Raw genomic sequence first — 25420 nt, forward strand, 5'->3', positions numbered from 1 at the left:
TCAACCAGATCACGTCATTGCGTTTGGGGTGGGACCCCCTATCTGCTAGGCTGACGGAAACGGAAAGGATCCCCGATGGCCAAGACCCAACCCCGCGTGGCCCAGGTAGACCCGGTCTGGGAACGGATGACGCAGGAAGCCGAACAGGCGATCCGCGACGAACCGCTGCTGGGCGGCCAGATCCATTCGGCGCTGCTGCATCACCCGTCGATCGAGAACGCGCTGGCCTATCGCGTCGCGATGAAACTGTCGAATTCCGAGATGTCCGAACAGCTTCTGCGCGAGATCTGCGACGAGGCCTATGCCGCCGACCCGACGCTGGCCAATGCCGCGCGTGCCGATATCGTGGCCACCTTCGAACGCGACCCGGCCTGCCACCGGTTTCTGCAGCCGCTGCTCTATTTCAAGGGGTTCCAGGCGGTTCAGGCCTATCGCGTGGCGCATTGGCTGTGGACCGAAGGGCGCCGCGACCTGGCGTATTTCTTCCAGATGCGCAGCTCCGAGGTGTTCGGCATCGACATCCACCCGGCGGCCCGGATCGGGCAGGGGATCATGATCGACCACGCCCATTCCATCGTCATCGGCGAGACGGCGGTGGTCGGCAACAACGTGTCGATGCTGCATTCGGTGACCCTGGGCGGGACCGGCAAGGAAGATGACGACCGCCACCCCAAGATCGGTGACGGCGTGCTGATCGGCGCGGGCGCCAAGGTGCTGGGCAACATCCGCATCGGCCATTGTTCGCGGATAGCGGCCGGGTCCGTGGTGCTCCACGATGTGGAGCCCTGCAAGACGGTCGCCGGTGTGCCTGCCAAGGTCGTGGGCGAGGCCGGCTGCGATCAGCCCGCGATGTCGATGAACCACCTGTTCGGGGGGTAATACGGTCGCGGCGGTGCGTGCAGAGCACGCACCCTACGGCATGTGGTGAGATTTGAAAGGCGGCCTTGGGGTCGCCTTTTTTGTGAGCGATATTTGGGGCGCTGCAGGTTCCAGCGTCGCTAGCCAGGTTTTTTCGACCTATTGCGACACGTCGTGGATCGTTTGCAAATGTCTGGGAGGTGGTCCTTGGTTCTTTACGTTGCTCTCGCAATTTTCGGTTTGGGGCTTCTCGCGGCCTTGCTCAGGGGCAGGACCAGCCGAGGCAAGGGGGGCGACGCGGAGCGGCGCGCATCCCGGCTTGACGACCACCGTCGCGAAGCCGAACGCCTGATGCTGCGTGGCGCGATTTTCGCGGTCACGGCTGAGGATCGGGTGGATGGATACGAGCTAACAGAACTTGGTGCTGTCAGTTGTGACGCGTCTGAGCGCGGGCGGGCCGAGTCGATTTTGGCGGTCCGGGCGGCGCGGACTTTCGTGCAGGCCAACGTGTTGTGCAACCTAACCCGAAAGACGCAGAAAACGCGGTATCAGGCAGGGACCGGCCCGCGCGGGAACCCCTATTACAAGACCCGGACCCGCACCGTGTGGGAGGCCACGGCCTGCGAAGCGACGCCTGTGGTCGCCGCACCCGTTAGACGCCGCCGTTGGCGTCGGCCGCGCGTGATCGTGGACGGGTCGAACGTGGCGCATTGGGGGGCGGACACCTGCCCCAGTTTGAAATCCGTGTCGGCGGTGATCGCCATCCTCAAAGACGAGGGTTTGAAACCGCTCGTCGTGTTCGATGCGAGCATCGGGTACAAGGTGGGCACGCGCTATCTCGGTGCTGCTGAACTCCGATCGCGACTTGGCGGGCGGCCCCGTGTCGAAGTTGTCGCAAAGGGCGTGAATGCGGATGTCCGCATTATCGAAGCGGCTGCCAAATTGGACGCTGATATCGTGTCGAACGATCTGTTCAGAGACAGTCGTGCCGCGCGCAATCTGCGAAAAAGGCGGGGGTTCTTCGTCCCCGAATTCAACCATGCCGAGGTACTTGCTGCGCGCAGGTAGAGTCGGTGGCCAAGCCAACAAAAAACGCGCCCCGTAAGGCGCGTTTCTTGGTCTGTCGCATGGCAGCGATCAGTCCGTCACGGTGACCTTGACCATGCGGTCGGGTTCGCCGACGACCGATCCGTTCTGGCCCTTGCCGCGCTTGATGGCGTCGACGATCTCCATCCCGTCGGTCACGCGGCCGACGACCGTGTACTGGCCGTTCAGGAAATGGCCGGGGGCGAACATGATGAAGAACTGCGAATTGGCGCTGTCGGGGCTTTGCGACCGGGCCATGCCGACGACACCGCGGTCGTAGGGCACGTCCGAGAATTCGGCCTTGAGATCCGGCAGCTGCGATCCGCCCATGCCGGCGCGGCGCATGTCGCCGCCGACGCGGCCGTATTCCACGTCGCCGGTCTGGGCCATGAAGCCGTCGATCACGCGGTGGAAATAGACGCCGTCGTAGGACCCCTGCCGGGCCAGGGCGGTGATCTGGGCGACGTGCCCGGGCGCGACGTCTTCGGCCAGGTCGATGTGGATGACGCCGTTGGCCTCACCCGCGATTTCGATGTCGAGCCCGGTGGCCAGGGCCGGAGCCCCCGCCAGCGCGCCCGACAGAGCCGCGATCAGGGCGAAGGTGCTACGCATCGGCGGCCACCTTGACCGAGATCATGCGATCGGGGTTCGCGGGCGGCTCGCCCCGGGTGATCGCGTCGACATGTTCCATCCCGGAGGTCACGCGGCCGTAGACGGTGTACTGGCCGTTCAGGAAGTGGTTGTCCGAGAAGTTGATGAAGAACTGCGAGTTGGCCGAGTTCGGGTTCTGCGAGCGTGCCGCGCCAAGGGTGCCACGGTCGTGCGGCAGCTTGGAGAATTCGGCAGGCAGGTCGGGCATGTCCGAGCCGCCGGTGCCGGCCATGCGCGGGTTGTAGTCCTTTTCCATGTTGGCGTGCTGGACGTCGCCGGTCTGGGCCATGAAGCCGTCGATCACGCGGTGGAAGGCGACGTTGTCATAGGCGCCGGCGCGGGCCAGTTCCTTCATCCGCTCGGAATGCTTGGGCGCGACGTCGGGCAGAAGCTCGATCGTGACGGTGCCGCCCTTGAGTTCGACGAGGATGGTGTTTTCGGGGTCTTTGATATCGGCCATGGGTGCCTCCGTTTCGTGTTCGGGGGTTGGTGTAAGCGGGGTTGGCGCAAAATGGAAGTGTCGGCGCGTCAAGAGGGGGTGAGGAGGTGGGGTCCCCGGACCGCCCTTCGGGCCTGTCGCACCGGATGTCATGCCAATGTCGTGCCGGTCGGTGCATTGTTTCGCGGCATGCGCGCGGTAACGCTATCAGTGTTGACGCCCCATGCTGCGCGCGCAACAAGGCGCGGGACTTGGAACGGCACAGGGGTGAGGGCAGGCTATGGGCTGGAAAACCATTGACGACATGGATCTTTCGGGCAAGCGCGTGCTGCTGCGCGTCGACATCAACGTGCCCGTCGAAAAGGGCCGGGTGACCGACGCGACGCGGATCGAACGGATCGTGCCCACGGTCGAGGATATCCTGGCCAAGGGCGGCACCCCGATCCTGGTGGCGCACTTCGGGCGGCCCAAGGGCAAGGTCGTGCTGGACATGTCGCTGCGCCAGGTGTTGCCGGTCCTGCGCGAGAAGCTGGGCCATCCGGTGGCCTTCATCGAAACGCTCGAGGCCGCCGAACGCCATACCGAGGAACAGGACACCGCCGAGGTGATGCTGCTGGAGAACATCCGCTTTCACCCCGGCGAGGAAAAGAACGACCCGGAGTTCGCGCGTCGGCTCGCCGGTCTGGCGGATGTCTATTGCAACGACGCTTTCAGCGCGGCGCACCGGGCGCATGCCTCGACCGAAGGCGTGGCGCATCACCTGCCGTCCTGCGCGGGTCGCCTGATGCAGGCCGAGCTTGAGGCGCTGGAGGCCGCGCTTGGCCAGCCGCAGCGGCCCGTGGTGGCCGTGGTGGGCGGCGCCAAGGTGTCGACCAAGCTGGACCTGCTGGGCAATCTGGTGGCCAAGGTCGATCACCTGGTGATCGGCGGCGGCATGGCGAACACCTTTCTTGCCGCGCAGGGCATCGATGTGGGCAAGTCGCTGTGCGAACACGACCTGGCCGACACCGCGCGCGCGATCCTGGACAAGGCCCAGGCGGCGGGCTGCGAGATCGTGCTGCCCGAGGACGTCGTCGTCGCGCGCGAATTCAAGGCCGGGGCCGAGAACGAGGTCGTCGCGGCTGATGCCTGCCCCGAGGATGCGATGATCCTGGACGCGGGGCCGCGGGCCGTCGCGAAGATCGACGCGGTGCTGAGCGGGGCGAAGACGCTGATCTGGAACGGGCCGCTTGGCGCGTTCGAAATCCCGCCCTTCGACACCGCCACCAACGCCGCCGCCGCCCGGGCCGCCGCGCTGACGCAGGCGGGGCAGCTGATCTCGGTCGCGGGGGGCGGTGACACGGTCGCGGCGCTGAACGGCGCGGGCGCGGCCGAGACGTTCACCTATATCTCCACCGCCGGGGGCGCGTTTCTTGAATGGATGGAAGGCAAGGATCTGCCCGGGGTTGCGGCGCTGGCGCAGTCGGCGGCCGCTTGACGACATCGAAACAACCGCTTCGGGCTGGCGCTGCGCAGGGTGCGCGGCCTAGTCTCGGGGCAAAGGGGCCGTGCGCCCGATCACAGGACGAAGGACGGACATCATGAGCAAGGATCAGCAGACGGCGCAGATCGCCGAGGGCCAGGGCTTCATCGCGGCGCTGGATCAGTCGGGCGGCTCGACCCCCAAGGCGCTGAAACTCTACGGGATCGAGGAAGACGCCTATGCGAGCGACGCCGAGATGTTCGGACTGATCCATGAGATGCGCGCGCGGATCATCAAGTCGCCCGCCTTTACCGGCGACAAGGTCGTGGGCGCGATCCTGTTCGAGCGCACCATGGACGGCGACATCGACGGCATCCCGACGGCGCAATACCTGTGGGACAAGCGGCAGGTCGTGCCCTTCCTCAAGGTCGACAAGGGGTTGGCGGACGAAGAGGGCGGCGTGCAGGTAATGAAGCCGATGCCCGATCTGGACGCGCTGCTGGAAAAGGCCGTGTCCAAGGGGATCTTCGGCACCAAGATGCGGTCGGTGATCTCTGCCGCCGCGCCCGAGGGTATCGCGGCCGTGGTGGCGCAGCAGTTCGAGGTGGGCAAGCAGATCCTGGGCCATGGGCTGGTGCCGATCATCGAGCCCGAGGTGACGATCACGATCAAGGACAAGGCCGAGGCCGAGGACCTGCTGCGCGACGCGATCCTGGCGCAGCTGGACGCGCTGGACGACGGGCAGGACGTGATGCTGAAGCTGACGCTGCCCGAGGTCGTGAACCAGTACAAGGTGCTGGTGGACCATCCGCGCGTCATCAAGGTGGTGGCGCTGTCGGGCGGCTATTCCCGCGAGGAGGCCAACACGCGCCTGTCCCGGCAGACCGGCATGATCGCGTCTTTCTCGCGCGCGCTAACCGAGGGCCTGTCGGCCCAGCAGTCGGACGCCGATTTCGACGCGACGCTGGCCGCGACCATCGACGAGATCTATCAGGCATCTGTGGCTGGGTGAGAGGCGTCCCGGAAACTCTCCGGTGGAGAGTTTGAGCCTCGAACAGGCGAAGCCCCGGGTTTGGCCGGTCCGCGTAGCGGCGATTGACCCGGGGATCAATCGAGGCGCGAACGGGCGGAGCCCCGGCGTCGTGCGCTGAGGCAATCGCGCGCGACCAACGAGCATCCGTGCGCCGGTCTTCACAGCCGCACCATCCGCCGTGCCTCAGGAGCTGAATTCCACCAGATCCCAGAGCGTGCCGTAGAGGTCCTGAAAGACGGCGACTGTGCCGTAAGGCGCCTCTTTCGGATCGCGCACGAAGGTCACGCCGCGGTCGAGGAAGGCGTTGTAATCGCGCCAGAAATCGTCCGTCTGAAGAAACAGGAAAACGCGGCCTCCGGCCTGGTTGCCGATGAAGGGCTCCTGCTCCGGCTTCGACGCGCGGGCCAGCAGGATCGTCGTGCCGGTGCTGCCCGGCGGGGCGACCAGCACCCATCTCTTGTCCTGCTCGGGCTGGTAGCTGTCTTTGACCAGCGTGAAGCCGAGCGTCCGGGTGTACCAGGTGATCGCGTCGTCGTAGTCGCGCACGACAAGGGCGATATGGGCGATGGATTGCGGCATCGGATGGCTTTGCTTTGGGGCGGGGCGGCATGAAAAAGGCCACCCGAAGGCGGCCTTTCCTCGCCGTATCCAGATGTCTGGATCAGGCGGCTTTCTTGCGGCGACGCAGCGCAGCCAGACCACCAAAGCCCACGAGGAGCAGAGGCAGGGAGGCCGGAAGCGGCACGGCAGCAGCTTCGTAGTCGACTTCAAGAACCGACGGGTTGCCGTTGGTGGCAACGTAGATCAGTTCGAAAGGTCCGCCGGCGAAGTCGGGCAGCAAGGTCGTGATTTCGCTTGTCGGCTGAGTGGTGCCGCCAAGACCCGTGATGGACATGCCGTCATCATGGGTGATCGCGAAATCACCCGCTGCGACGTTGGCCAGGGTGAACCGGAAGAAAGTGGTCGTCGCGGTGCCCTGGAAGACGTCCGTGTTGCTCAGCAGGGTCGTTGCGGCGTCCAACAGCCCCGTGCTCCAATCAGCCGACCCGGTGTTCAGGAAGTCTGCCACGTAGGTCGAGCCACTATTGCCGGAACCGATGCGGAAATCGAGGTCGCCATTGTAGTAACCGGTCCCCTTGACCGCGGAAGCACCCCAGGCTGCCGTGAAAGCCGCAGAGGATGCCGTGGATTCCGCTTCGTCGGCGTTGGTGAGCTGAACGACCTCGAGTGTGAAGTACGCGTTCATTGTCGCTGCACTTGCCATACCGGCGAAAGTCACCGCCGCTACGGCCGCAGCCAAAAGTGTCTTAATTGTCTTCATGTTAAACTCCTCTCATAAAGGTAATAATTAACACACGGTTAAAGTATAACTGATTTACCCGCGATTCCGTACTGAAAAATAGGGGTTTGTGGCATTTTTTGGGCGGCGGGCACCGTCTTGGTGCGGCCTTTCATTTCCGAAACCCAACTTTTTACTGACAGGCTCACGACTTGCGCAGGCAGGACGGTTGCCGAAACATCAGGCACCTCACTTTTGCCTAGCGTTAACCGGAAAGGGGATTCACAGCGCAAACCACCTGTGCCATGATGCCTGCACCGCCCGAAAGAGGCGGAGTGAGGTCATCATGAGCAACGTGGGTAAGCCCGCCTTTACCGGGCTGGTCTATTTCGCAGGCGTCTTCTGTGTGGGTCTGTATTTCACCTTCTCGGCCGTTCAGGGCGAGATGGGTCTGTTCCGTCGCGCCGAGATCGCCGCGGATCGCGATGCGCTGGCGCAGCAGCTCAAGGTGCTCGAGGCCGAGGTCGCCGAGATGGAGAACATGACGCGGCGGCTGTCGGATGACTTCCTTGACCTCGATCTTCTGGACCAGCAGGCGCGGGATGTGCTGGGCGTCATGCGGTCGGACGAGATGGTCATTCGCTGAAACGCGCTGGATAGGCTTCAAGGCTGTCGATCCCAGGGGCGTCCTGACCGGGCGCCTTTTTGCATATCCTGATTGTATCTTCCGCCTGGTCCGGCATCGGGGCCCGCGTGCGGAACGTGACGTCAAATTCACTCTCGCATGATCGCGTGAAATGCGATAAGAGATAGTTCAACGTTAAACTATCGCACGGGAGGAGGCCCAGATGGCGACCCGCAAATCCAGTGCCGCGGCAAAGAGCAATGTCTCGGCGGATGAGTTGAAGTCCTACTATCGTGACATGCTGCTGATCCGGCGCTTCGAAGAGAAGGCCGGCCAGCTTTACGGCATGGGCCTGATCGGCGGTTTCTGTCACCTTTACATCGGCCAGGAAGCCGTCGTCGTGGGTCTTGAGGCCGCGGCGGAAGAGGGCGACAAGCGCGTCACCTCCTATCGCGATCACGGCCATATGCTGGCCTGCGGCATGGACCCCGACGGGGTGATGGCCGAACTGACCGGACGCATCGGCGGCTATTCCAAGGGGAAGGGCGGGTCGATGCACATGTTCTCGAAAGAGAAGCATTTCTACGGCGGTCACGGCATCGTCGGCGCGCAGGTGCCGCTTGGGGCCGGGCTGGCCTTTGCCGACCGGTATCTTGAGAACGGCCGCGTGACCTTCACCTATTTCGGCGACGGCGCGGCAAACCAGGGCCAGGTCTACGAGACCTTCAACATGGCCGCCCTGTGGAAGCTGCCGGTGGTCTTCGTGATCGAGAACAACCAGTACGCCATGGGCACGTCGCAGCAGCGCTCGACCTCGTCGCCCGACATCTACAAGCGCGGGGAAAGCTTCGGCATCCCCGGCGAAATGGTCGACGGAATGGACGTTCTGGCCGTGAAGGCCGCGGGCGAGACCGCCGTGGCACACTGCCGGTCGGGCAAGGGGCCCTATATTCTTGAGATCAAGACCTACCGCTATCGCGGGCATTCGATGTCGGACCCGGCGAAATACCGGACCCGCGAGGAAGTGCAGAAGATGCGCGAAGAGCGTGACGCGATCGAACGTGTCCGCACGATGCTTCTGGACGGTGGCCATGCCTCGGAAGATGACCTGAAGGCCATCGACAAGGAGATCAAGGACATCGTCAACAAGTCGGCTGAATTCGCCAAGGACAGCCCCGAGCCGCCGCTGGAAGAGCTTTGGACCGACATCTACGCCGATGAAGTGCCGCAGGACGGTGCCAATGTGACCGAGGAGGCCTGAGGTGCCTCACTTCGAGATACATGTGACCGACAGCGCCCGCGCGCAAGCCTTCTACAAGGGTCTGTTCGACTGGTCCTTCACCCCCATGCCGGGCGGTGAGGAGATCGGCTATGCGCTGATCGACGGCGCCGAGATCGGCATGGGCAAGGGCATGACCGGCGGCATGATGCTGCGGACCGGCCCCGCGCCCGAAGCCGGATCGCCCGTGCGCGGCGGCACCATGACCTTCGAGGTCGCGGACTGTGACAAGACCTATGCCTGGGCGCTGGACAACGGCGGTGCCGAGGCGTTGCCGCCGATGGATTATCCCGGCGTGGGCCGCTGTGCCTATGTCGAGGATGGGGAAGGAAATATCGTGGGGATGATCACCCCGCTGGAGGAGGCCTGAGATGCCGACAGAAGTACTGATGCCCGCGCTGTCCCCCACGATGGAGGAGGGCACGCTTGCGAAATGGCTGGTGAAGGAAGGGGACACCGTGTCCTCGGGCGACATCATTGCCGAGATCGAAACCGACAAGGCCACCATGGAATTCGAGGCCGTCGATGAAGGCGTCATCGGCAAGATCCTCGTGGCCGAGGGGTCGGAAGGGGTGAAGGTCAACACGCCGATCGCCGTGATGCTGGAAGAGGGCGAGAGCGCGGACGACATCGGCGAGGCCCCGGCGCCCAAGGCCGAAGCGTCGGCCGAGGCCGCACCCGCCGCAGAGGCCAAGGCCCCGGCGCAGGCGAAGGCCCCCGAGGCGCCCAGGCCCGACCAGAGCCCGGACTGGCCCGAAGGCACCGAGATGAAGACCCAGACCGTGCGCGAGGCGCTTCGGGATGCCATGGCCGAAGAGATGCGGATCGACCCGACGGTCTTTGTCATGGGCGAGGAAGTGGCCGAGTACCAGGGCGCCTACAAGGTGACCCAGGGCCTGCTGGACGAGTTCGGATCCAAGCGCGTCATCGACACGCCGATCACCGAACACGGCTTTGCGGGCATCGGGGTCGGTGCGGCCTTTGGCGGGCTGAAGCCGATCGTCGAATTCATGACCTTCAACTTCGCCATGCAGGCGATCGACCACATCATCAACTCGGCCGCCAAGACGCTGTACATGTCCGGTGGCCAGATGGGCGCGCCCATGGTCTTCCGGGGCCCGAACGGTGCCGCGGCCCGCGTGGCGGCGCAGCACAGCCAGGACTACGGTGCCTGGTACGCGCATATCCCCGGCCTGAAGGTCGTGCAGCCCTATTCAGCGGCCGATGCCAAGGGCCTGCTGAAACAGGCGATCCGCGATCCGAACCCGGTGATCTTCCTGGAAAACGAGATCCTGTACGGCAAGTCCTTCGACGTGCCGGTGATGAAGGATTTCACCATTCCCTTCGGCAAGGCCAAGGTCTGGCGCGAAGGCGAGGACGTGACCATCGTCAGCTGGGGCATCGGCATGACCTATGCGCTGGAGGCGGCGGACAAGCTGGCCGAGGAAGGCATCAGCGCCGAGGTCATCGACCTGCGGACCTTGCGCCCGATCGACTATGACACGGTGATCGCGTCGGTGATGAAGACCAACCGCTGCGTCACGGTCGAAGAGGGCTTCCCGGTCGCCTCGATCGGCAACCACCTGTCGGCCTACATCATGCAGAACGCCTTTGATTACCTGGATGCCCCGGTGATCAACTGCACCGGCAAGGACGTGCCCATGCCCTATGCGGCGAACCTGGAAAAGCTGGCCCTGACGACCACCGCCGAGGTGATCGAGGCGGTCAAGCAAGTGACCTATCGGTAAGGGGGAGTAGCGATGCCAACGGAAATCCTGATGCCCGCGCTGTCCCCCACGATGGAGGAAGGCACGCTGGCAAAGTGGCTGGTCAAGGAAGGGGACACCGTGTCCTCGGGTGACCTGCTGGCCGAGATCGAGACCGACAAGGCGACGATGGAATTCGAAGCCGTGGACGAGGGCGTGATCGGCAAGATCCTCGTCCCCGAGGGGTCGGAAGGGGTGAAGGTCAATTCGCCCATTGCGGTCCTGCTTGAAGAGGGCGAGTCCGCCGATGACATAGGGTCGTCCGATGCCACACCTGCGGCGGCGTCCAAGCCCGCGGCCGAGGCGCCCAAGGCCGACGCGGGCAAGTCCGACGCGGGCAAGGCCCCGGCGGCGGACACCGCTGCCGCGCCCGCAGCACCGAAGAAGGACGGAGAGCGCATCTTCGCCTCGCCGCTGGCCCGCCGGATCGCGGCGCAGAAGGGGATCGACCTGACGTCGCTGACGGGATCCGGCCCGCACGGGCGGATCGTGAAGGCGGATGTCGAGGGCGCGAAACCCTCGGCAGCGTCGGCCAAGTCCGACGCGCCTGCCGCGGCGCCTGCGGCGGCCAAGGCCGATGCGGCGGTGATGCCTGCGGGGCCGTCGACGGAAACCGTGCTCAAGATGTACGGCGATCGGGACTTCGAAGAGGTCAAGCTGGACGGGATGCGCAAGACCATCGCGGCCCGCCTGACCGAAGCCAAACAGACCATCCCGCATTTCTACCTGCGCCGCGACATCAAGCTGGACGCGCTTATGGCGTTCCGGGGTCAGCTGAACAAGCAGCTGGAAAGCCGGGGCGTGAAGCTGTCGGTCAACGACTTCATCATCAAGGCCTGCGCGCTGGCACTGCAGCAGGTGCCCAATGCCAATGCCGTCTGGGCCGGCGATCGGATCCTCAAGCTGAAACCGTCCGACGTGGCGGTGGCCGTGGCGATCGAGGGCGGGCTCTTCACGCCCGTGCTGAAGGACGCGCACCAGAAATCGCTGTCGGCCCTGTCGTCCGAGATGAAGGACCTGGCCGGCCGTGCGCGCGACAAGAAGCTGGCGCCGCATGAGTACCAGGGCGGGTCCTTCGCGATTTCCAACCTCGGCATGTTCGGCATCGACAATTTCGACGCGGTCATCAACCCGCCGCATGGTGCGATCCTCGCGGTCGGCGCGGGCGTGAAGAAGCCGGTCGTCGGTGCGGATGGCCAGGTCGAAGTGGCGACGGTCATGTCCGTGACCCTGTCGGTCGATCACCGGGTCATCGACGGCGCGCTTGGGGCGGAATTGCTGCAGGCGATCGTGGACGGGTTGGAAAACCCGATGGCGATGCTGGCCTGATCCTTTCGGGTTCAAGATAAAGAACGCCCGGTCTGTTTGGCCGGGCGTTCTTGTTTGCGAGGCAGGTGTGCGGCGGCGCAAGCGGCGCGCGCCGGAGGGCGCTGCCCTCCGGACCTCCCGAGGTATTTGGGACCAGAAGAAGGAGGGCGGGTCAGTCCTGCATCTCGCGCTGGCGCATCGGCATGCGGTCGATGGTGGCAAAGATCTCTTCGGGCTGGATGACCTGGTCCGAGCGCAGTTTGACCCCGCCGTCCTTGCCGACCAGCAGCATGGTGAAGCCGTCGATATCCAACGCGTCGCGCAACTGGCCTTGACCGGGCGTGGCGTCGGTGAGGACGACAATCTGGCGATCCACAAGCTCGGCCTCGGCCAGGCGGAGCGCGGCGAGGGCCTGCTGGTACTGCGGGTCGTCCTGGCCGGGGGCGAAGATCAGAACGGGGCGGTCAGACCAGCGGAAATCGCCCAGGTCGGATCGGTCGGGGGCAAGGGTGCGGAAGGTGCTGCCGGTGGTCGGCTGGGTCGCCTGCGCGGCGGCGGGCAGCATCAGGGCGGTCAGGGCGGCGAGGGTCAGTCTGGTCATGTCGGCTCCGGTCTGGGGTGCCCGTTCAACGTGGGGCCTGCGTCCGGGGTTCGGCCTGTCACGCCATGGTGAAGCGGCCCGCGGCATGGGCAGCATTGCCTAGAGAGGCGAAGTTGTCTTGCGCCGAGGTTTTCAGTCTGAAAACATACCGTCATATTTGCGTACCTTTTTTCGTTCTTTCGGTTTTTCACTCACGATCATTTGGAGCACCTCATGCGTTCCCTCACGACTTCTGTATTGTCCCTGGGCCTTGCCCTTCCTCTTTCGCTGACAACCTCGCCTGCGATGGCGCAATGCGTCCAGACCGGCTCCAATGTGTCCTGTACGGGCACTGACAATAACGGGTTTGGCGATGGCTCGGCCCTTACCGATGGACTGACCATCACGGTCAGCGGCACTGGGGAGGTCACTGACGCGGCGGCCTCTGCCTCTGGTCCGGTCTTCGACCTTAGGGACGATGTGAGTCTGTCCTTCGCAAGCGGCACGCTGGTCCGGTCCAACAAGCCCGGCAATCACCTGATCAGTGCCGGGAACACCCTCGATTTCTCGAACAGCAGCAGCAACACCCGGACCTCGGGCGTTGCGGCAAAGGGGGTGGTTGCCGGAGACGTCGCCACGATCAGGAACACCGGATCGTTCGGGACGACCGGCGCCAGCAGCACGCTGTTCGACCTTGGGGTCGGGGCCTCCGTGACGAACTTTGTCGGCGGCACGTTGGAGACCACCGGCGCGGCCGCGCGGGGGATCGTGTCAGGTTCGGGTCTGACCCTGTCGAATGCAGGCCGCTTCAGAACCACCGGGGTCGTTTCGACGCTTGTCAAAACCGGCGACAATTATGACATCACCAACAGCGGCACGATGAGCACCCTGAACGACAATGCCAACGTCGTTGAAGCCCTGACCGGCAGCGGGATCATCCGGAACGAGACCGGTGGTACGATCAAGTCTGATGGCAATGATGCCTCTGCTCTCTACCTTCGGGAGGGGGGCGTGAAGAACGCGGTCGGCGCCGAGATCCTGGCCACCGGGGCTGACTCCGACGGGATCCAGGGGATCGACGCGGTCGAGGTTCACAACGAAGGCACGATCAAGGGGACGGGCGGCGATGCGGATGGCATTGATGTCGGCGATTTCTCAGAGGTCGAGAACCTGGGCACGATCGTCGGCACCGCGGCCGGTATCAGGGCCGAAGATGACGTGCTGATCACCAACTCCGGCAGCGGCATCATCCGTGCGCAGGGCGACGGGCTGCTCGTCGATCGTGACGCCAAGATCTACAATGCCGGGACGATCCACAGCATGGGGGGCTACGGCACCATGCCGAACGATGGTGTCGACATGAAAGGCGGGCTTCTGACCAACGAGACGGGGGCGCAGATCTGGTCGACCACGGCGGCTGGTGTGCGTGCCGACAACGAAGCAGGCACCGTCGAAATCCGCAACCGGGGCGTGATCGAAGGTGTCACGGGCATCGCCGCGCGCCCGGTGAGCGGTGGCGTCACGATCCACAACTACGGCACCATCCAGGGCACCGGTGGCCTGTTCCTTGACCTGGGCAACGGCAACGATGTCTTTACCCAGTATGCCGGCGCGAACCTGATCGGCGCGGCCAGCTTTGGCCGGGGCGATGACACCATGACCCTGGACGGGATCCACACCGGGGCGCTGGCGGGCAATGCGGTGCTGGATGGCGGCGACGGGTTCGACACCTTCACCTTCTCGTTCTACGCCATCGCCGACCTGGTGGGGCTGAGCTTTGACAACAACATCTGGGACTTTTCGTTCGACAACGGCAACCAGAGCCTGACCGCGCGGCTGACCGACTGGGAGGATTTCTGGATCGGCGGGCAGAGCTATTCGAACCTTGAGCTGGAAAGCTTCCTGCCCGGCGATCCCGGCACGCCCGCCGTGCCGCTGCCGGCGGGGCTGGTGCTGATGCTGTCGGGGCTGGGTGGCCTGGGCGTGATGCGTCGGCTGCGGCGGTGATTGACCGGCGTTTCAGGTGAAAGACCCCGACGCGACCGCGCGTCGGGTTTTGTGGGGGGCGCAGTGTTCGGCATCGCGGCCGGATCCGTGTTGCGGTGACACGACGGGACCTGTGGTCGAGGTGGCGGAGGTCGCATTGTTACGACCGGCAGCAACTTCAGGCCACGAATAGCTCGGATTTTCCCGTTTTGAGATAGTGGATTGTTCGCAATGACAATCAGGGCGGTTGCGGCGGTCAATTTTCCAGGCAACTTGTTTAACTTGAAGGGTTTTGCAAGTTGACTTCGGGCTCAGGGTTGCGCCTTCTAGATCAGTTTTGGTCTGTTGGCCGCCGCGCCGACGTTTTCACGAAATGACATTGGTCCGATGTGGGGACCGACCTGAAGAATTGGGGACAAAGACATGAAGAAATCACTTTTGGCGCTTGGCGCTGCGCTGGCGCTTCTGTGTGCGCAATCGGTTGCTGCGGCGACCACGGCTTATGACAATATCACCGGAAACGGCACGCCTACCGTGAGCGGATATCGGACTGTTGGAAATGGGTGGGAAAGTGGCTTCGCATTCACAGCGCAAGCTTCAGGCGATGTAGCCAGCGTCGAAGGATATTTCGCCAACTTTCGAGGCACCTCGACGATTACCATGACGCTCTATTCATGGAACGCCGGGATTGGGTCGAGTCTCGGCTCTTCTGTTTTCACGTTCTCGGCTCCCAATAATGAGAGGAATTTTCTTTCTTTCGAATTTTCGGGCATCTCGCTTCAGAAAGACGCGTCTTACGCTTTCCTCGCCGCATCACAGCAGTGGGCCGGGTGGCAGGGCTACGGCAGTGTGGGCGACGGATACATCGATACAATTTATCGTCACACTTCAGGGGGAATTTCTACAACGAATGTCACCCTTTGGGCGCGCGTGAACCTAAGCGACTCAGCCCCGCAGACGGGCGCACAGGTCCCGCTTCCCGCAGGGGCTGTCCTCATGCTCTCGGCCCTTGGTGGTCTGGGTCTGGCGCGGCGGCGGCTGCGCGGCTGACACCACGCCCCTTTGACCGTTCAAAACCCGGCGCTTCACCGCGCCGGGTTTTTCGTATTAAACCATGTATTGCCGCAGCATCTCGTCCACCTTCGCGCCGGGGACGGTCTTTTTCAGCATGGCAAAGCTGCCGTCTTCCATGATCTCGGAGAAGGCATCCATCACCCGGCGCTGTGCGGCCCGGGCCAATGCGCCGCCAAGCGAGATGCGGGCGACGCCGATGCGGGCGAAATCGTCGCGCGTGTAGCTGGCGAAGGGGCCGGAGGCCAGCGCGTTCACCGGCTTGTCGGTCATGGCGCAGATCTTCTCGAGATCCTCGAAGCTGGGCGGGATCGGGGCATAGAGGCAATCCGCCCCGGCCTCGTCAAAACCGTGCAGGCGGGCCGTGGCCTCCTCCATCCCGTAGTGACCGTTCAGGATGCCGTCGGCGCGGGCCACCAGTACGAAATCACGCGGCAGGGCGCGGGCGGCGGCACTGGCGGCACGGATGCGTTCGATGGCCAGCGCGCGGTCATAGGGGGCGCCGGGCGGGGCCGGGTTGTCCTCGATCGAGATGCCGGCAAGGCCGATCTCGGCGGCGAGGCGGACGGTTTCGGCAACCGTGTCAGGGTCTTCGCCGAAGCCATCCTCGAAATCGCCCGAAACGGGCAGGGGCGTCGCGGCGACCAGATCCTGGGCGTGGGCCAGCGCCTGATCGCGGGTGATGCCGCCGTCGGGCAGGCCAAGTGTGAAGGCATAGGCGGATGAGGAGGTCGCGAGCGCCTGTGCCCCCATGGCCGCCAGCATGCGGGCCGAGCCGATGTCCCAGGCATTGGCCAGGACAAAGGGATTGCCGGGATGGTGCAGGGCGCGGAAGGCGGGACCGGGATCGTGCATGGGAAGCTCCTTGTCGTCTGGGGTGCAGGATTGGCGGCGCGGCGGCGAATGGCAAGGGGGCGGAGGGATGGTTCGGCCGGGACCGAAGCGTTGCGGGGGCGGGTGCGCGGGAAAGTGGCGGTGGCCCAGATCTGCACGCACGGGCGCGCATCAGGGGATAGGGACATGGGCAACCGGCTGCGCTATACGGGCGCCTTCGCAAGGAGCGCGCCATGACCATCACCCATGAAGACGAACTCGACGGCCTGAAGGAGATCGGGCGGATCGTGGCCAACACGCTGCAGCGCATGTCGCAGGCGATGGAGCCGGGCATGACCACCCGTGAGCTGGACGACCTGGGCCGTCAGTGGCTTGAGACCGAGGGCGCGCAATCCGCACCGCAGGCGGTCTATGACTTTCCGGGCGCCACCTGCATCAGCGTGAACGAGGAGATCGCCCATGGCATCCCCGGCGACCGGGTGCTGGCCCTGGGCGATCTGGTGAATATCGACGTCTCGGCCAGCAAGAACGGGTTTTTTGCCGACACCGGTGCGACCTTCCGGCTGGGACAGGTGAAACCCTCGCTCGACCGGCTGTGCCGGGACGGGCAGAAGGCCATGCAGATCGGCATCGCGCAGGTGCGCGCCGACCGGCCGCTGGCGGGGATCGGGAAGGCCGTGGGGCAGTTCGCGTCCAAGCGCGGCTATACGCTGATCCGCAACCTGGCGAGCCATGGGGTCGGCCGGTCGCTGCATGAATACCCCGAGGAAATCGCGACCTGGCCCAACCGCGACCGGCGGCGGATCAATCGCGGGCTGGTGCTGACGGTAGAACCCTTCCTGTCGAAAGGCGGGCTTTGGGCGGCGGATGGTGCGGATGGCTGGACGCTTTACGCCGAGCCTGCCGCGCCGACGGTACAATACGAACATACCGTGGTGGCGACCGACCGGGGGGCGATGGTGGTGACGCTTCCGGGCTGAGGCGGTTGGGCCGCGCGGGTCAGTCGGCGCGGGGTGGCAGGGCGGCCTGCGCCTTTTTCGTCAGCCCACCCCGGATGATGTCATAGGACACGATCAGCCGGTCGCGCATCAGCGCCGCGTCGGTGCCCCAGGGCAGCAGCACCCAGCTTTTGTGGAAATAGGCGGCGCGCAGGGCATCGCCGGCCTCGATCATCATGGCGGCAAAGTCGAGATCGGCGGTCTTGACCGCGACGCCCTGATCCATCGCGCCGATGCAGGCGAACATCTTGCCACCGACCTTCCAGGCGTCATGGCCGCCGCCCCAGGGATCCGAGACCTCGGCGCCGGGCAGGGTTTGGCATATGGAACGGACGAAATCGCGGCTCATGCGGGAAATCTGACCTGTCGGGGCGGCGCTGGCAAGTTCGCGCTTGGCGGATCGGCGGGTTTGGGTGTGAATGGCGGGATGAGCCAGCCAGATCCCCTTGCCGTCATCGCCGACATCCATGGCAATGCGCTTGCCCTTCGGGCGGTGCTGGATGACATCGCCGGGCTGGGGATCACGCGGATCGTCAACCTGGGCGACGTGTTCAGCGGACCGATGGATCCGGCGGGGGTGTGGGATCTGCTGCGCGGGCGGGACATCCCGACGGTGCGCGGCAACCACGACCGGTACCTGATCGACATGGCACCGGGGGACATGGGGGCGACCGACCGGCTGACCCACGGGCTGCTGCCCGAGGCGGCGCGGGACTGGATCCGTACCCTGCCGGTTGAGCTGACCTGGGACGGGATTTATGCCTGCCACGCCACGCCGCAGGACGACAACACCTACTGGACCGAGGAGGTCCTGAATGGCGCGCCCCGGCTGGCCCCCGGATCGATGATCGAGGCGCGGGCCGAGGGGATCGACGCGGGGCTGATCCTGTTCGCCCATACCCATCTGCCGCGCGTGCTTGAGCTGTCGGGCGGGCGGCTTCTGGTCAATCCCGGGTCGGTCGGCTGCCCGGGCTACACCGATGACGCGCCCACGCCACATGTCGTCCAGACCGGCACGCCGCGCGCATCCTATGCCGTTGTGCAGCGCGAGGGCGCGGGGTGGTCGGTCTTCCATCGCCACGTGAACTATGACTGGGCCGCGGCGGCGCGTCAGGCGCGGGGGCATGGGCGCGAGGACTGGGCGCGGGTGGTCGGTACGGGGTGGCTGGATTAGGGGCGCTGCCCCTGCGACAAAGCAGGCTTTGTCGCCACCCCGGGATATTTTCGGCAAAAAGAAGCAGGGGCTTCACAGACCGCGCGTTCCGGTCTATGCCGGTTCCCATGAAGACTGCACGCATCATGATCTGCTGCATTTGCGCCTGCTGAGACATCTCGCGGGCCGCTTCTTCGTTTCCAAAGTTCAACGATCTTGCTAAGCCGCCCGCGGACCAACCGCGAGGGACCGCCATGGTCGAGATACGCCTGACCAATTCAAAGACCCGAAAGAAAGAGGTCTTTGCCCCGATCGACCCGGACAATGTGCGGATGTATGTCTGTGGTCCGACGGTCTATGACCGGGCGCACCTGGGCAACGCGCGGCCCGTGGTGGTCTTTGACGTGCTGAACCGGCTGCTGCGGCATGTCTACGGTGAGAACCATGTGACCTACGTGCGGAATTTCACCGACGTCGACGACAAGATCAACAAGACCGCGCAGGACCGGAAAGAGGCAGGCGCCCCCGGCACGCTGGAAGAGCTGATCGCCGAGCGGACGGACGAGACTATCGGCTGGTATCACGCCGACATGGACGCGCTTGGCACGCTGCGGCCCGATCATGAGCCGCGCGCGACCGCTTTCATCCCGCAGATGGTGGCGATGATCGAAGGGCTGATCGCCAAGGGGCACGCCTATGCCGCCGAGGGACATGTTCTTTTCCGGGTGCGGTCGTACGAGGCCTATGGCGCGCTGTCGGGGCGGTCGGTCGATGACATGATCGCCGGTGCCCGGGTCGAGGTCGCACCCTACAAGGAAGACCCTATGGACTTCGTGCTGTGGAAGCCGTCGTCCGATGACCTGCCCGGTTGGGACAGCCCCTGGGGCCGGGGCCGCCCGGGGTGGCATATCGAATGTTCTGCCATGGCGGATGACCTGCTGGGGGCCGAGTTCGACATCCACGGCGGCGGCATCGACCTGCAGTTCCCGCACCACGAGAACGAGATCGCGCAGTCGTGCTGTGCCCATGACGGCGGCGGCTTTGCCCGCGTCTGGCTGCATAACGAGATGCTGCAGGTCGAGGGGAAGAAGATGTCCAAGTCTTTGGGCAATTTCTTTACCGTGCGGGATCTGCTGGATCAGGGTGTGCCGGGCGAGGTGATCCGGTTTGTCTTTCTCGGGACGCATTATCGCAAGCCGATGGACTGGACCGAGAAGAAGCGGGCGGAGGCGGAGGCGACGCTGCGGAAGTGGCGGAAAATGCTTAAGGGTGTCGAAAGCTCCAAACTACCTTCAGTCGCTCCGAATTCGGTTTTGGAAGCCTTGGCTGACGATATGAACACTCCACTCGCTATTTCGCGTCTGCACCAGCTCGCCGCCAACGGAGAGAAGGAAGAACTACTCGCGTCTCTTTTGGTGCTGGGCTTTGGCTCGGAATGGGAAGATGGCGTTTATGAAGCTGTGTCCGCGATCTTTGGTCTGAAAACTTTTGAAACCGCTCTTTCCGAGGCCCGTGAGGCCGCAATGGAAACCAAGGATTTCTCCAAGGTCGACGCCCTGAAATCCGCGCTCGTCGCCGCAGGGGTCGAGGTGCGCATGTCCAAATCCGGGGTGGAGTTGGTTCCGGGGCCGGGGTTCGATGCCTCGAAGCTGGAGGGGTTGCTGTGATGCGTGGGTACGGGAATGGCGGGGTGAACCCCGCCCTACGGATGTCGGCTCGCGCGACGGAGGGCAGTGCCCGACCGCGGGGGGGCGCTCGTTCGAGTGAGGTCTTTGCTTTATCGTTTCGTGGTAGCTCTCGATCTATCGTCGCGCCGACGATGACGAAGCGCCCGCCCGGGGTGCGGCCCCCTTTCGGCCGATTGCTTTGCAATCGCCTGTCGGTGCAATGGGGCGCTGCCCGGGCCGCTTTGCGGCCGTATCGGGCATGGGAAGACCTTAGGGCGGCCGCCGCCGGGGTGCTGCCCCGGACCCCGGAATATTTGGGACGAGAAGAACGGGGGAGCCGGGGATGAAGCGGGAGAGGCTCTACCTCTACGACACGACGCTGCGCGACGGGCAGCAGACGCAGGGCGTGCAGTTCTCGGCCCCCGAAAAGCACCAGATCTGCGCCATGCTGGACCGGCTGGGCGTCGACTATATCGAGGGCGGCTGGCCCGGTGCGAACCCGACCGACAGCGCGTTCTTTGCCGAGGCGCCCGAGACGCGGGCGAAAATGGCGGCCTTCGGGATGACCAAGCGCGCGGGCCGGTCGGCCGACAATGACGACGTGCTGGCAGCTGTCGTCAACGCGGGCACCGGCAGTGTCTGCCTGGTCGGCAAGACGCATGATTTCCACGTGACGACCGCCCTTGGCATCACGTTGGACGAGAATGTCGAGAACATCCGCGCCTCGGTCGCGCATCTGGTGACGCTTGGCCGCGAGGCGCTGTTCGATGCCGAACACTTCTTCGACGGCTACAAGGCAAACCCGGGCTACGCGCTGGAGTGCCTGCGCGCGGCGCTGGAGGCGGGCGCGCGGTGGATCGTGCTGTGCGACACCAACGGCGGCACCCTGCCGGTGGAAATCGGACGCATCGTGGAGGAGGTCATCGCGGCGGATATCCCGGGCGATCGCCTTGGCATCCACACGCACAACGACACGGCCAATGCGGTGGCGGGATCGCTGGCGGCTGTCGATGCGGGGGTGCGGCAGATCCAGGGCACGCTGAACGGGCTGGGCGAACGCTGTGGCAATGCCAACCTGATCACGCTGATCCCGACACTGCTGCTGAAGGAGCCTTACCGGAGCCTCTACGAGACCGGGGTGAGCGAGGCGGCGCTGGCCGATCTGACCTCGGTGTCGCGGCAGCTGGATGACATCCTGAACCGCGTGCCGGTGAAGCAGGCGCCTTACGTGGGCGCCTCGGCCTTTGCGCACAAGGCGGGGCTGCATGCCAGCGCGATCCTCAAGGATCCCTCGACCTACGAACATATCGACCCTTCCGTCGTCGGCAACGAACGCATCATCCCGATGTCGAACCAGGCGGGGCAGTCGAACCTGCGCAAGCGCCTGGCCGAAGCGGGCATCACTGTGCCCGCAGGCGATCCGGCGCTGGCGCGGATCCTGGACGAGGTGAAGGCGCGCGAGGATCGTGGATACACCTACGACAGCGCGCAGGCCTCGTTCGAGATGCTGGCGCGCGAGGTGCTGGACGGCCCGCCGCAGTTCTTCGAGGTCAAGCGGTATCGCGTGACGGTCGAACGGCGCAAGAACAAGTACAACAAGATGGTCAGCCTGTCCGAGGCCGTGGTCGTCGTGAAGATCGACGGCGAAAAGAAGATGTCGGTCAGCGAATCGATGGACGAGGCCGGGACGGACCGGGGGCCGGTGAACGCTCTGGCGACGGCGCTGGCCAAGGACCTGGGGCCGTACCAGGATGCGATCGCGGACATGCGGCTGGTCGATTTCAAGGTGCGGATCACCCAAGGCGGGACCGAGGCCGTGACACGCGTCATCATCGACAGTGAAGACCGCGCCGGGCGGCGCTGGTCGACCGTGGGGGTCAGCCCCAACATAGTGGATGCGTCCTTCGAGGCACTGCTGGATGCGATCAACTGGAAGCTGCTGCGGGAAACTGCGGGCTAGGGTGCGGTATCGGGTGTGTCGGGTTTGACGCCAACCGGGCGCTTTGGCGTCCTTGCTGAAGTGGGGCAGGAATGGTTCTCAAAGTTCTGACAATCATTGGGATTTCGGTGGTGATCACCGGAGCGATCGCTCTTGGCCTGATCCTGAGCGATCGGCCCAAGGGGCCGTCCGGCGCGGCGGGTCTGGATTTCGACCGGATCACCGGGGGCGTGGCGCCGCTGCCGGTGGCGACGGCGCGCCTGCGCGACGGATCGACCACGCTGGTGCGGCACCTGACGGGCCCCGAGGGTGCGCCGCTGGTGGTTCTGGTCCATGGCTCGGGCTGGGACGGCGGGCAGTTCGATGCGATGGCCGCAGGGCTGTCGCGCGTGGCGGATGTGCTGGTGCCGGACCTGCGCGGGCATGGTGCGGCCCCGGACCGGCGCGGTGATGTCGATTACATCGGGCAGATGGAAGACGATCTGGTGGATCTGCTGACGCTTTACATTCGGTATGAAAATCAAAAGGTTGTGCTGCTTGGCCATTCCTCTGGCGGAGGTCTGGTGATCCGGTTTGCCAACGGTGCTTACGGGCCGATGATGGACCGGGCGGTGCTGCTGGCGCCCTTCGTGCAATATGACGCGCCGATGACGCGCAAGAATTCGGGCGGATGGGCGCGGCCGCTGATGCGGCGGATCGTCGGGCTGTCGATGCTGAATGGCGTGGGCATCCATGCGCTGGATCATCTGGTCGCGATGGAATTCAACATGCCGCAGTTGGTGCTGGACGGGCCGCAGGGGCACCGGGCCACGACGGCCTATAGCTGGCGGCTCAACCAGGGTTACGCGCCGCGCCGCGACTGGCAGGCCGACGTGGCGGCGCTGCCTGACTTTCTGCTGATCGCCGGGGCCGAGGACGAGGCCTTCGTGGCGGAGGGCTATGCGCCTGCGTTCAGCGCGGTCACGGATCGCGGGCGGTACGAGGTTCTGCCGGGGATCGGGCATCTGGATGTGGTGAACGACCCGCAGGTGATTGCCCGCGTGGCCGGGTTTCTGGCGGATGAGTGATCCGCTCGATTTCACCGCCTGCGCGGCACTTGTGGAAAAGGGCGACCCGGTGCGGTTCCGCTGCACCATGGCCGCCCCGGTGGCGGCGCGACCGGTGCTCTTCCCGCTCTATGCCTTCAACCTTGAGGTGGCACGGGCGCCCTGGGTGACGCAGGAGCCGATGATCGCACGGATGCGGCTGCAATGGTGGCGCGACGCCTTGGAGGAGATCGCGGCAGGCGGGCTGATCCGGCGGCACGAGGTGGTGACACCGCTGGCGCTGGCCATCCGGGCCGAGGATGCCCGGGTGCTGGACCGGCTGATCGCGGCGCGCGAGCGGGATGTCGACGGCGAGGCCTTTGCCGATGAGGCCGCGTTCTGGGCCTACCTCGAGGCGACGTCGGGCGGGCTGATCGAGGTCGCGGCGCGGCGCTTGGGCGGGGGTGAGACGCTGGCCATGGCGGCGGGCCGGGCGCTTGGCGTGGCGAACTGGCTGATGGCGGTTCCGGCACTGGACCGCGCGGGGCGGCAGCCCCTGGCCGGGCTGGATGCGGCGATGGCGGCGCAGCTGGCGGACAAGGGGCTGGCGGCGCTGCGCGAGGTTCGGGCCGGGTGGTCCGGGGTTCCGGCCTCGGCCCGGGCGGCGTTTTATCCGCTGGCCGGGATCGGCGGGGTGCTGCGCCGCGCGGTGTCCGACCCGCAGCGCGTCATGGAGGACAGGTTGGAGCCGGGGCAGTTCGCGGCCCGGGTCCGGCTGGCGCTGACGGCGGGGACGGGGCGGATTTTCTAAGGTCGTCGGGGCCTTGCCCTAACGTCAGGATAACAGGAACAAGCCGCGTGTTGTCGGGCCGCGGTGCGGCGATCAACGGGTCGGTAAGCAGCACTTTATGGTGGCCATGGTAGCGCGCTGTACGAGCGTTCCGCAGACGGTGCCCAATCGCCGTGCCGGGGGGCGGCCCGGCGATGCGCGGCGGCTACGCCGCTGTTTCGCGCGTGTCGACCAGCCCCGGGCCACGCCCGATCCCTCCCTTGATCGGGCGCGGCCCTCTTCGCCGCTGTTTCGCGCCGGGCGTGGCCCTCTGCGCGGCTTTGGCGCCTCAGGCCACCTGTTCCTTGGGCCGCATGACCAGCCAGATCAGCGCGCCGCCTGCCAGCACCAGGAAGGGCGCCATGGCCAGGTTCACCGCCGTCCAGCCGTCCTGCGCGGTGCCGCCGGAACAGTTCATCAGCCCGCCCGAGGCAAAGGAGGCGACGGTGACGCCGCCGAAGACGATCAGGTCGTTCAGGCCCTGCATCCGGCCGCGTTCATGCGGTTCGTGCGATCCGGCCAGCATGGTCGTCGCGCCAATGAAGCCGAAGTTCCAGCCCACGCCCAGCAGGACGAGCGCAAGGAAGAAGTTGCCCAGCTCGACCCCGTGCAGGGCGACGGCCCCCGCGCCCGCCAGGATGACCAGACCCGCCGCCACGATCTTTTCAACGCCGAAGCGGGCGATCAGGTGGCCGGTGAAGAAGCTGGGGATGTACATGGCCAGCACGTGCGAGGACACGACGTCGGCAGCGTTCGACTTGTCAAATCCGCAGCCCACGACCGCCAGCGGGGTCGAGGTCATGACAAGGTTCATCAGCGCGTAGGACACCATGGCGCAGATCACCGCGGCGGCGATGCGCGGGGTGGTGATGAGCTCGCGGCGCGAGCGGCCCTTGGGGGCGTTCTCGGACGGGACGGGCGGTTTTGGGATGTCGAGCCGGAAGAACAGCAGCGCGCCCAGCAGGTTGACCGCGACCACGGCAAAGTAGGTGCCCATGAAGGGCACGACCATCGCGTCGGCCGTCACCTTGACCAGCTGCGGTCCGATCAGCGCCGACAGCAGCCCGCCCGCCATGACATAGGAAATCGCCTTGGGCCGATAGGCGTCGGACGCCGTGTCTGCGGCGGCAAAGCGGTAGAAGCCCTGCGCGGACATGTAGATGCCGGTGAAGAACGACCCCAGAAGGAACAGCGGGAACGAGGCATGATAAAGCCCGATCGCCCCGATGATCCCGCCGATCGCGCCGCCCAGGGTGCCCAGGAAAAACCCGGCGCGGCGGCCGTATTTCTGCATGATCGCCGACACCGGCGTGGCCGAAAGCATCGATCCCAGAACGATCATCGAAATCGGCAGGGTCGCGAAACAAGCGTTCGAGGCCAGCGACTGTCCGGCAAGGCCCCCGATGGTGAAAATCATCGGCATCTGCGCCCCGAGGAAGGCCTGCGCCGCCACAAGGACCATCACGTTGCGCTTGGCGCGGGCATCGTCGGGAATGTATTCAGATGTGCTCATGCGTAAGCCGTATCCCGCGCCGCGAGGGGGCGCAAGATA

The 25420-nt window shown here is 65.2% G+C and carries 25 protein-coding genes; 17 read left to right on the plus strand and 8 right to left on the minus strand.

Annotation, left to right across the window (positions count from 1 at the left end; genetic code table 11):
• Positions 1 to 75: 75 nt before the first annotated feature.
• Positions 76 to 879 (plus strand): serine O-acetyltransferase, encoded by an 804-nt coding sequence (gene cysE / locus E4S58_RS16060; RefSeq protein ID WP_136637460.1) that lies wholly within the window; start codon positions 76 to 78, stop codon positions 877 to 879.
• A gap of 186 nt (positions 880 to 1065) precedes the next feature.
• Positions 1066 to 1926 (plus strand): NYN domain-containing protein, encoded by an 861-nt coding sequence (locus E4S58_RS16065; RefSeq protein WP_169052695.1) that lies wholly within the window; start codon positions 1066 to 1068, stop codon positions 1924 to 1926.
• 69 nt (positions 1927 to 1995) lie between these two features.
• On the opposite strand, the gene E4S58_RS16070 is transcribed toward E4S58_RS16065, so the two are convergent.
• Positions 1996 to 2556: a peptidylprolyl isomerase gene (locus E4S58_RS16070; RefSeq protein ID WP_136637462.1), complete on the minus strand. Its 561-nt coding sequence runs from the start codon at positions 2554 to 2556 to the stop codon at positions 1996 to 1998.
• Positions 2549 to 3055 carry a peptidylprolyl isomerase gene (locus tag E4S58_RS16075; RefSeq protein WP_136637463.1) on the minus strand — a complete coding sequence of 169 codons (507 nt, stop codon included), beginning with the start codon at positions 3053 to 3055 and terminating at the stop codon, positions 2549 to 2551. The genes E4S58_RS16070 and E4S58_RS16075 overlap by 8 nt, the downstream gene beginning before the upstream one ends.
• 259 nt (positions 3056 to 3314) lie before the next feature.
• Here E4S58_RS16075 and E4S58_RS16080 point away from each other — a divergent pair, with 259 nt between their 5' ends.
• Together E4S58_RS16080 and E4S58_RS16085 are read left to right on the plus strand one after the other, a co-directional pair.
• Positions 3315 to 4511 (plus strand): phosphoglycerate kinase, encoded by a 1197-nt coding sequence (locus E4S58_RS16080; protein WP_136637464.1) that lies wholly within the window; start codon positions 3315 to 3317, stop codon positions 4509 to 4511.
• Positions 4512 to 4614: 103 nt separating this feature from the next.
• Positions 4615 to 5508, plus strand: a complete 894-nt coding sequence (locus E4S58_RS16085; RefSeq protein WP_136637465.1) for a fructose bisphosphate aldolase — start codon at positions 4615 to 4617, stop codon at positions 5506 to 5508.
• Positions 5509 to 5712: 204 nt separating this feature from the next.
• On the opposite strand, the gene E4S58_RS16090 is transcribed toward E4S58_RS16085, so the two are convergent.
• Together E4S58_RS16090 and E4S58_RS16095 are read right to left on the minus strand one after the other, a co-directional pair.
• On the minus strand, positions 5713 to 6108 hold the full coding sequence (locus E4S58_RS16090; RefSeq protein WP_136637466.1) for a VOC family protein: 396 nt from the start codon (positions 6106 to 6108) through the stop codon (positions 5713 to 5715).
• A gap of 82 nt (positions 6109 to 6190) precedes the next feature.
• Positions 6191 to 6850, minus strand: coding sequence for a VPLPA-CTERM sorting domain-containing protein (locus E4S58_RS16095; protein WP_136637467.1), 660 nt, complete (start codon positions 6848 to 6850; stop codon positions 6191 to 6193).
• Between the two features lie 304 nt (positions 6851 to 7154).
• Here E4S58_RS16095 and E4S58_RS16100 point away from each other — a divergent pair, with 304 nt between their 5' ends.
• From E4S58_RS16100 to E4S58_RS16120, 5 genes are all read left to right on the plus strand, one after another.
• Complete coding sequence (locus E4S58_RS16100; protein ID WP_136637468.1) at positions 7155 to 7454, plus strand: FtsB family cell division protein; 300 nt, start codon at positions 7155 to 7157, stop codon at positions 7452 to 7454.
• 202 nt (positions 7455 to 7656) lie between these two features.
• Positions 7657 to 8694 (plus strand): pyruvate dehydrogenase (acetyl-transferring) E1 component subunit alpha, encoded by a 1038-nt coding sequence (gene pdhA, locus E4S58_RS16105; protein ID WP_136637469.1) that lies wholly within the window; start codon positions 7657 to 7659, stop codon positions 8692 to 8694.
• 1 nt (position 8695) lies between these two features.
• Positions 8696 to 9082: a VOC family protein gene (locus E4S58_RS16110; RefSeq protein ID WP_136637470.1), complete on the plus strand. Its 387-nt coding sequence runs from the start codon at positions 8696 to 8698 to the stop codon at positions 9080 to 9082.
• A gap of 1 nt (position 9083) precedes the next feature.
• Positions 9084 to 10460, plus strand: a complete 1377-nt coding sequence (locus tag E4S58_RS16115; protein ID WP_136637471.1) for a pyruvate dehydrogenase complex E1 component subunit beta — start codon at positions 9084 to 9086, stop codon at positions 10458 to 10460.
• Positions 10461 to 10472: 12 nt separating this feature from the next.
• The gene (locus E4S58_RS16120; RefSeq protein ID WP_136637472.1) at positions 10473 to 11807 is read left to right on the plus strand and encodes a pyruvate dehydrogenase complex dihydrolipoamide acetyltransferase; all 1335 of its coding nucleotides are present in this window, start codon (positions 10473 to 10475) and stop codon (positions 11805 to 11807) included.
• 151 nt (positions 11808 to 11958) lie between these two features.
• On the opposite strand, the gene E4S58_RS16125 is transcribed toward E4S58_RS16120, so the two are convergent.
• Positions 11959 to 12387, minus strand: coding sequence for a DUF4174 domain-containing protein (locus E4S58_RS16125; RefSeq protein WP_240789576.1), 429 nt, complete (start codon positions 12385 to 12387; stop codon positions 11959 to 11961).
• 213 nt (positions 12388 to 12600) lie between these two features.
• On the opposite strand from E4S58_RS16125, the gene E4S58_RS16130 reads away from it, so the two are divergent.
• Positions 12601 to 14373 carry a VPLPA-CTERM sorting domain-containing protein gene (locus tag E4S58_RS16130; RefSeq protein ID WP_136637473.1) on the plus strand — a complete coding sequence of 591 codons (1773 nt, stop codon included), beginning with the start codon at positions 12601 to 12603 and terminating at the stop codon, positions 14371 to 14373.
• 402 nt (positions 14374 to 14775) lie between these two features.
• Complete coding sequence (locus E4S58_RS16135) at positions 14776 to 15402, plus strand: VPLPA-CTERM sorting domain-containing protein (RefSeq protein WP_136637474.1); 627 nt, start codon at positions 14776 to 14778, stop codon at positions 15400 to 15402.
• 57 nt (positions 15403 to 15459) lie between these two features.
• Here the strand turns inward: E4S58_RS16135 and E4S58_RS16140 are convergent, their stop codons facing one another.
• Positions 15460 to 16278, minus strand: a complete 819-nt coding sequence (locus tag E4S58_RS16140) for an isocitrate lyase/PEP mutase family protein (RefSeq protein ID WP_136637475.1) — start codon at positions 16276 to 16278, stop codon at positions 15460 to 15462.
• Between the two features lie 212 nt (positions 16279 to 16490).
• On the opposite strand from E4S58_RS16140, the gene map reads away from it, so the two are divergent.
• A complete protein-coding gene (gene map / locus E4S58_RS16145) occupies positions 16491 to 17237 on the plus strand; it encodes a type I methionyl aminopeptidase (protein WP_136637476.1) in 747 nt (248 codons plus the stop codon).
• A 19-nt stretch (positions 17238 to 17256) separates the two neighbouring features.
• On the opposite strand, the gene E4S58_RS16150 is transcribed toward map, so the two are convergent.
• Positions 17257 to 17604 carry an MmcQ/YjbR family DNA-binding protein gene (locus E4S58_RS16150; protein WP_136637477.1) on the minus strand — a complete coding sequence of 116 codons (348 nt, stop codon included), beginning with the start codon at positions 17602 to 17604 and terminating at the stop codon, positions 17257 to 17259.
• Between the two features lie 78 nt (positions 17605 to 17682).
• On the opposite strand from E4S58_RS16150, the gene E4S58_RS16155 reads away from it, so the two are divergent.
• From E4S58_RS16155 to E4S58_RS16175, 5 genes are all read left to right on the plus strand, one after another.
• Positions 17683 to 18429 carry a metallophosphoesterase family protein gene (locus E4S58_RS16155; RefSeq protein ID WP_136637478.1) on the plus strand — a complete coding sequence of 249 codons (747 nt, stop codon included), beginning with the start codon at positions 17683 to 17685 and terminating at the stop codon, positions 18427 to 18429.
• A gap of 233 nt (positions 18430 to 18662) precedes the next feature.
• Positions 18663 to 20075 (plus strand): cysteine--tRNA ligase, encoded by a 1413-nt coding sequence (gene cysS, locus E4S58_RS16160; protein ID WP_136637479.1) that lies wholly within the window; start codon positions 18663 to 18665, stop codon positions 20073 to 20075.
• A 343-nt stretch (positions 20076 to 20418) separates the two neighbouring features.
• Positions 20419 to 22035, plus strand: coding sequence for a citramalate synthase (gene cimA, locus E4S58_RS16165; RefSeq protein ID WP_136637480.1), 1617 nt, complete (start codon positions 20419 to 20421; stop codon positions 22033 to 22035).
• Between the two features lie 71 nt (positions 22036 to 22106).
• Positions 22107 to 23081, plus strand: coding sequence for an alpha/beta hydrolase (locus E4S58_RS16170; protein WP_136637481.1), 975 nt, complete (start codon positions 22107 to 22109; stop codon positions 23079 to 23081).
• Complete coding sequence (locus E4S58_RS16175; RefSeq protein ID WP_136637482.1) at positions 23074 to 23850, plus strand: squalene/phytoene synthase family protein; 777 nt, start codon at positions 23074 to 23076, stop codon at positions 23848 to 23850. Before E4S58_RS16170 ends, E4S58_RS16175 begins: the two co-directional genes overlap by 8 nt.
• A gap of 307 nt (positions 23851 to 24157) precedes the next feature.
• Here E4S58_RS16175 and E4S58_RS16180 read toward each other — a convergent pair whose 3' ends face one another.
• Positions 24158 to 25381, minus strand: a complete 1224-nt coding sequence (locus E4S58_RS16180) for an MFS transporter (RefSeq protein ID WP_136637483.1) — start codon at positions 25379 to 25381, stop codon at positions 24158 to 24160.
• Positions 25382 to 25420 lie beyond the last annotated feature (39 nt).

The sequence above is a fragment of the Pseudooceanicola onchidii genome, assembly GCF_004959925.1.
Classification (GTDB): domain Bacteria; phylum Pseudomonadota; class Alphaproteobacteria; order Rhodobacterales; family Rhodobacteraceae; genus Pseudooceanicola; species Pseudooceanicola onchidii.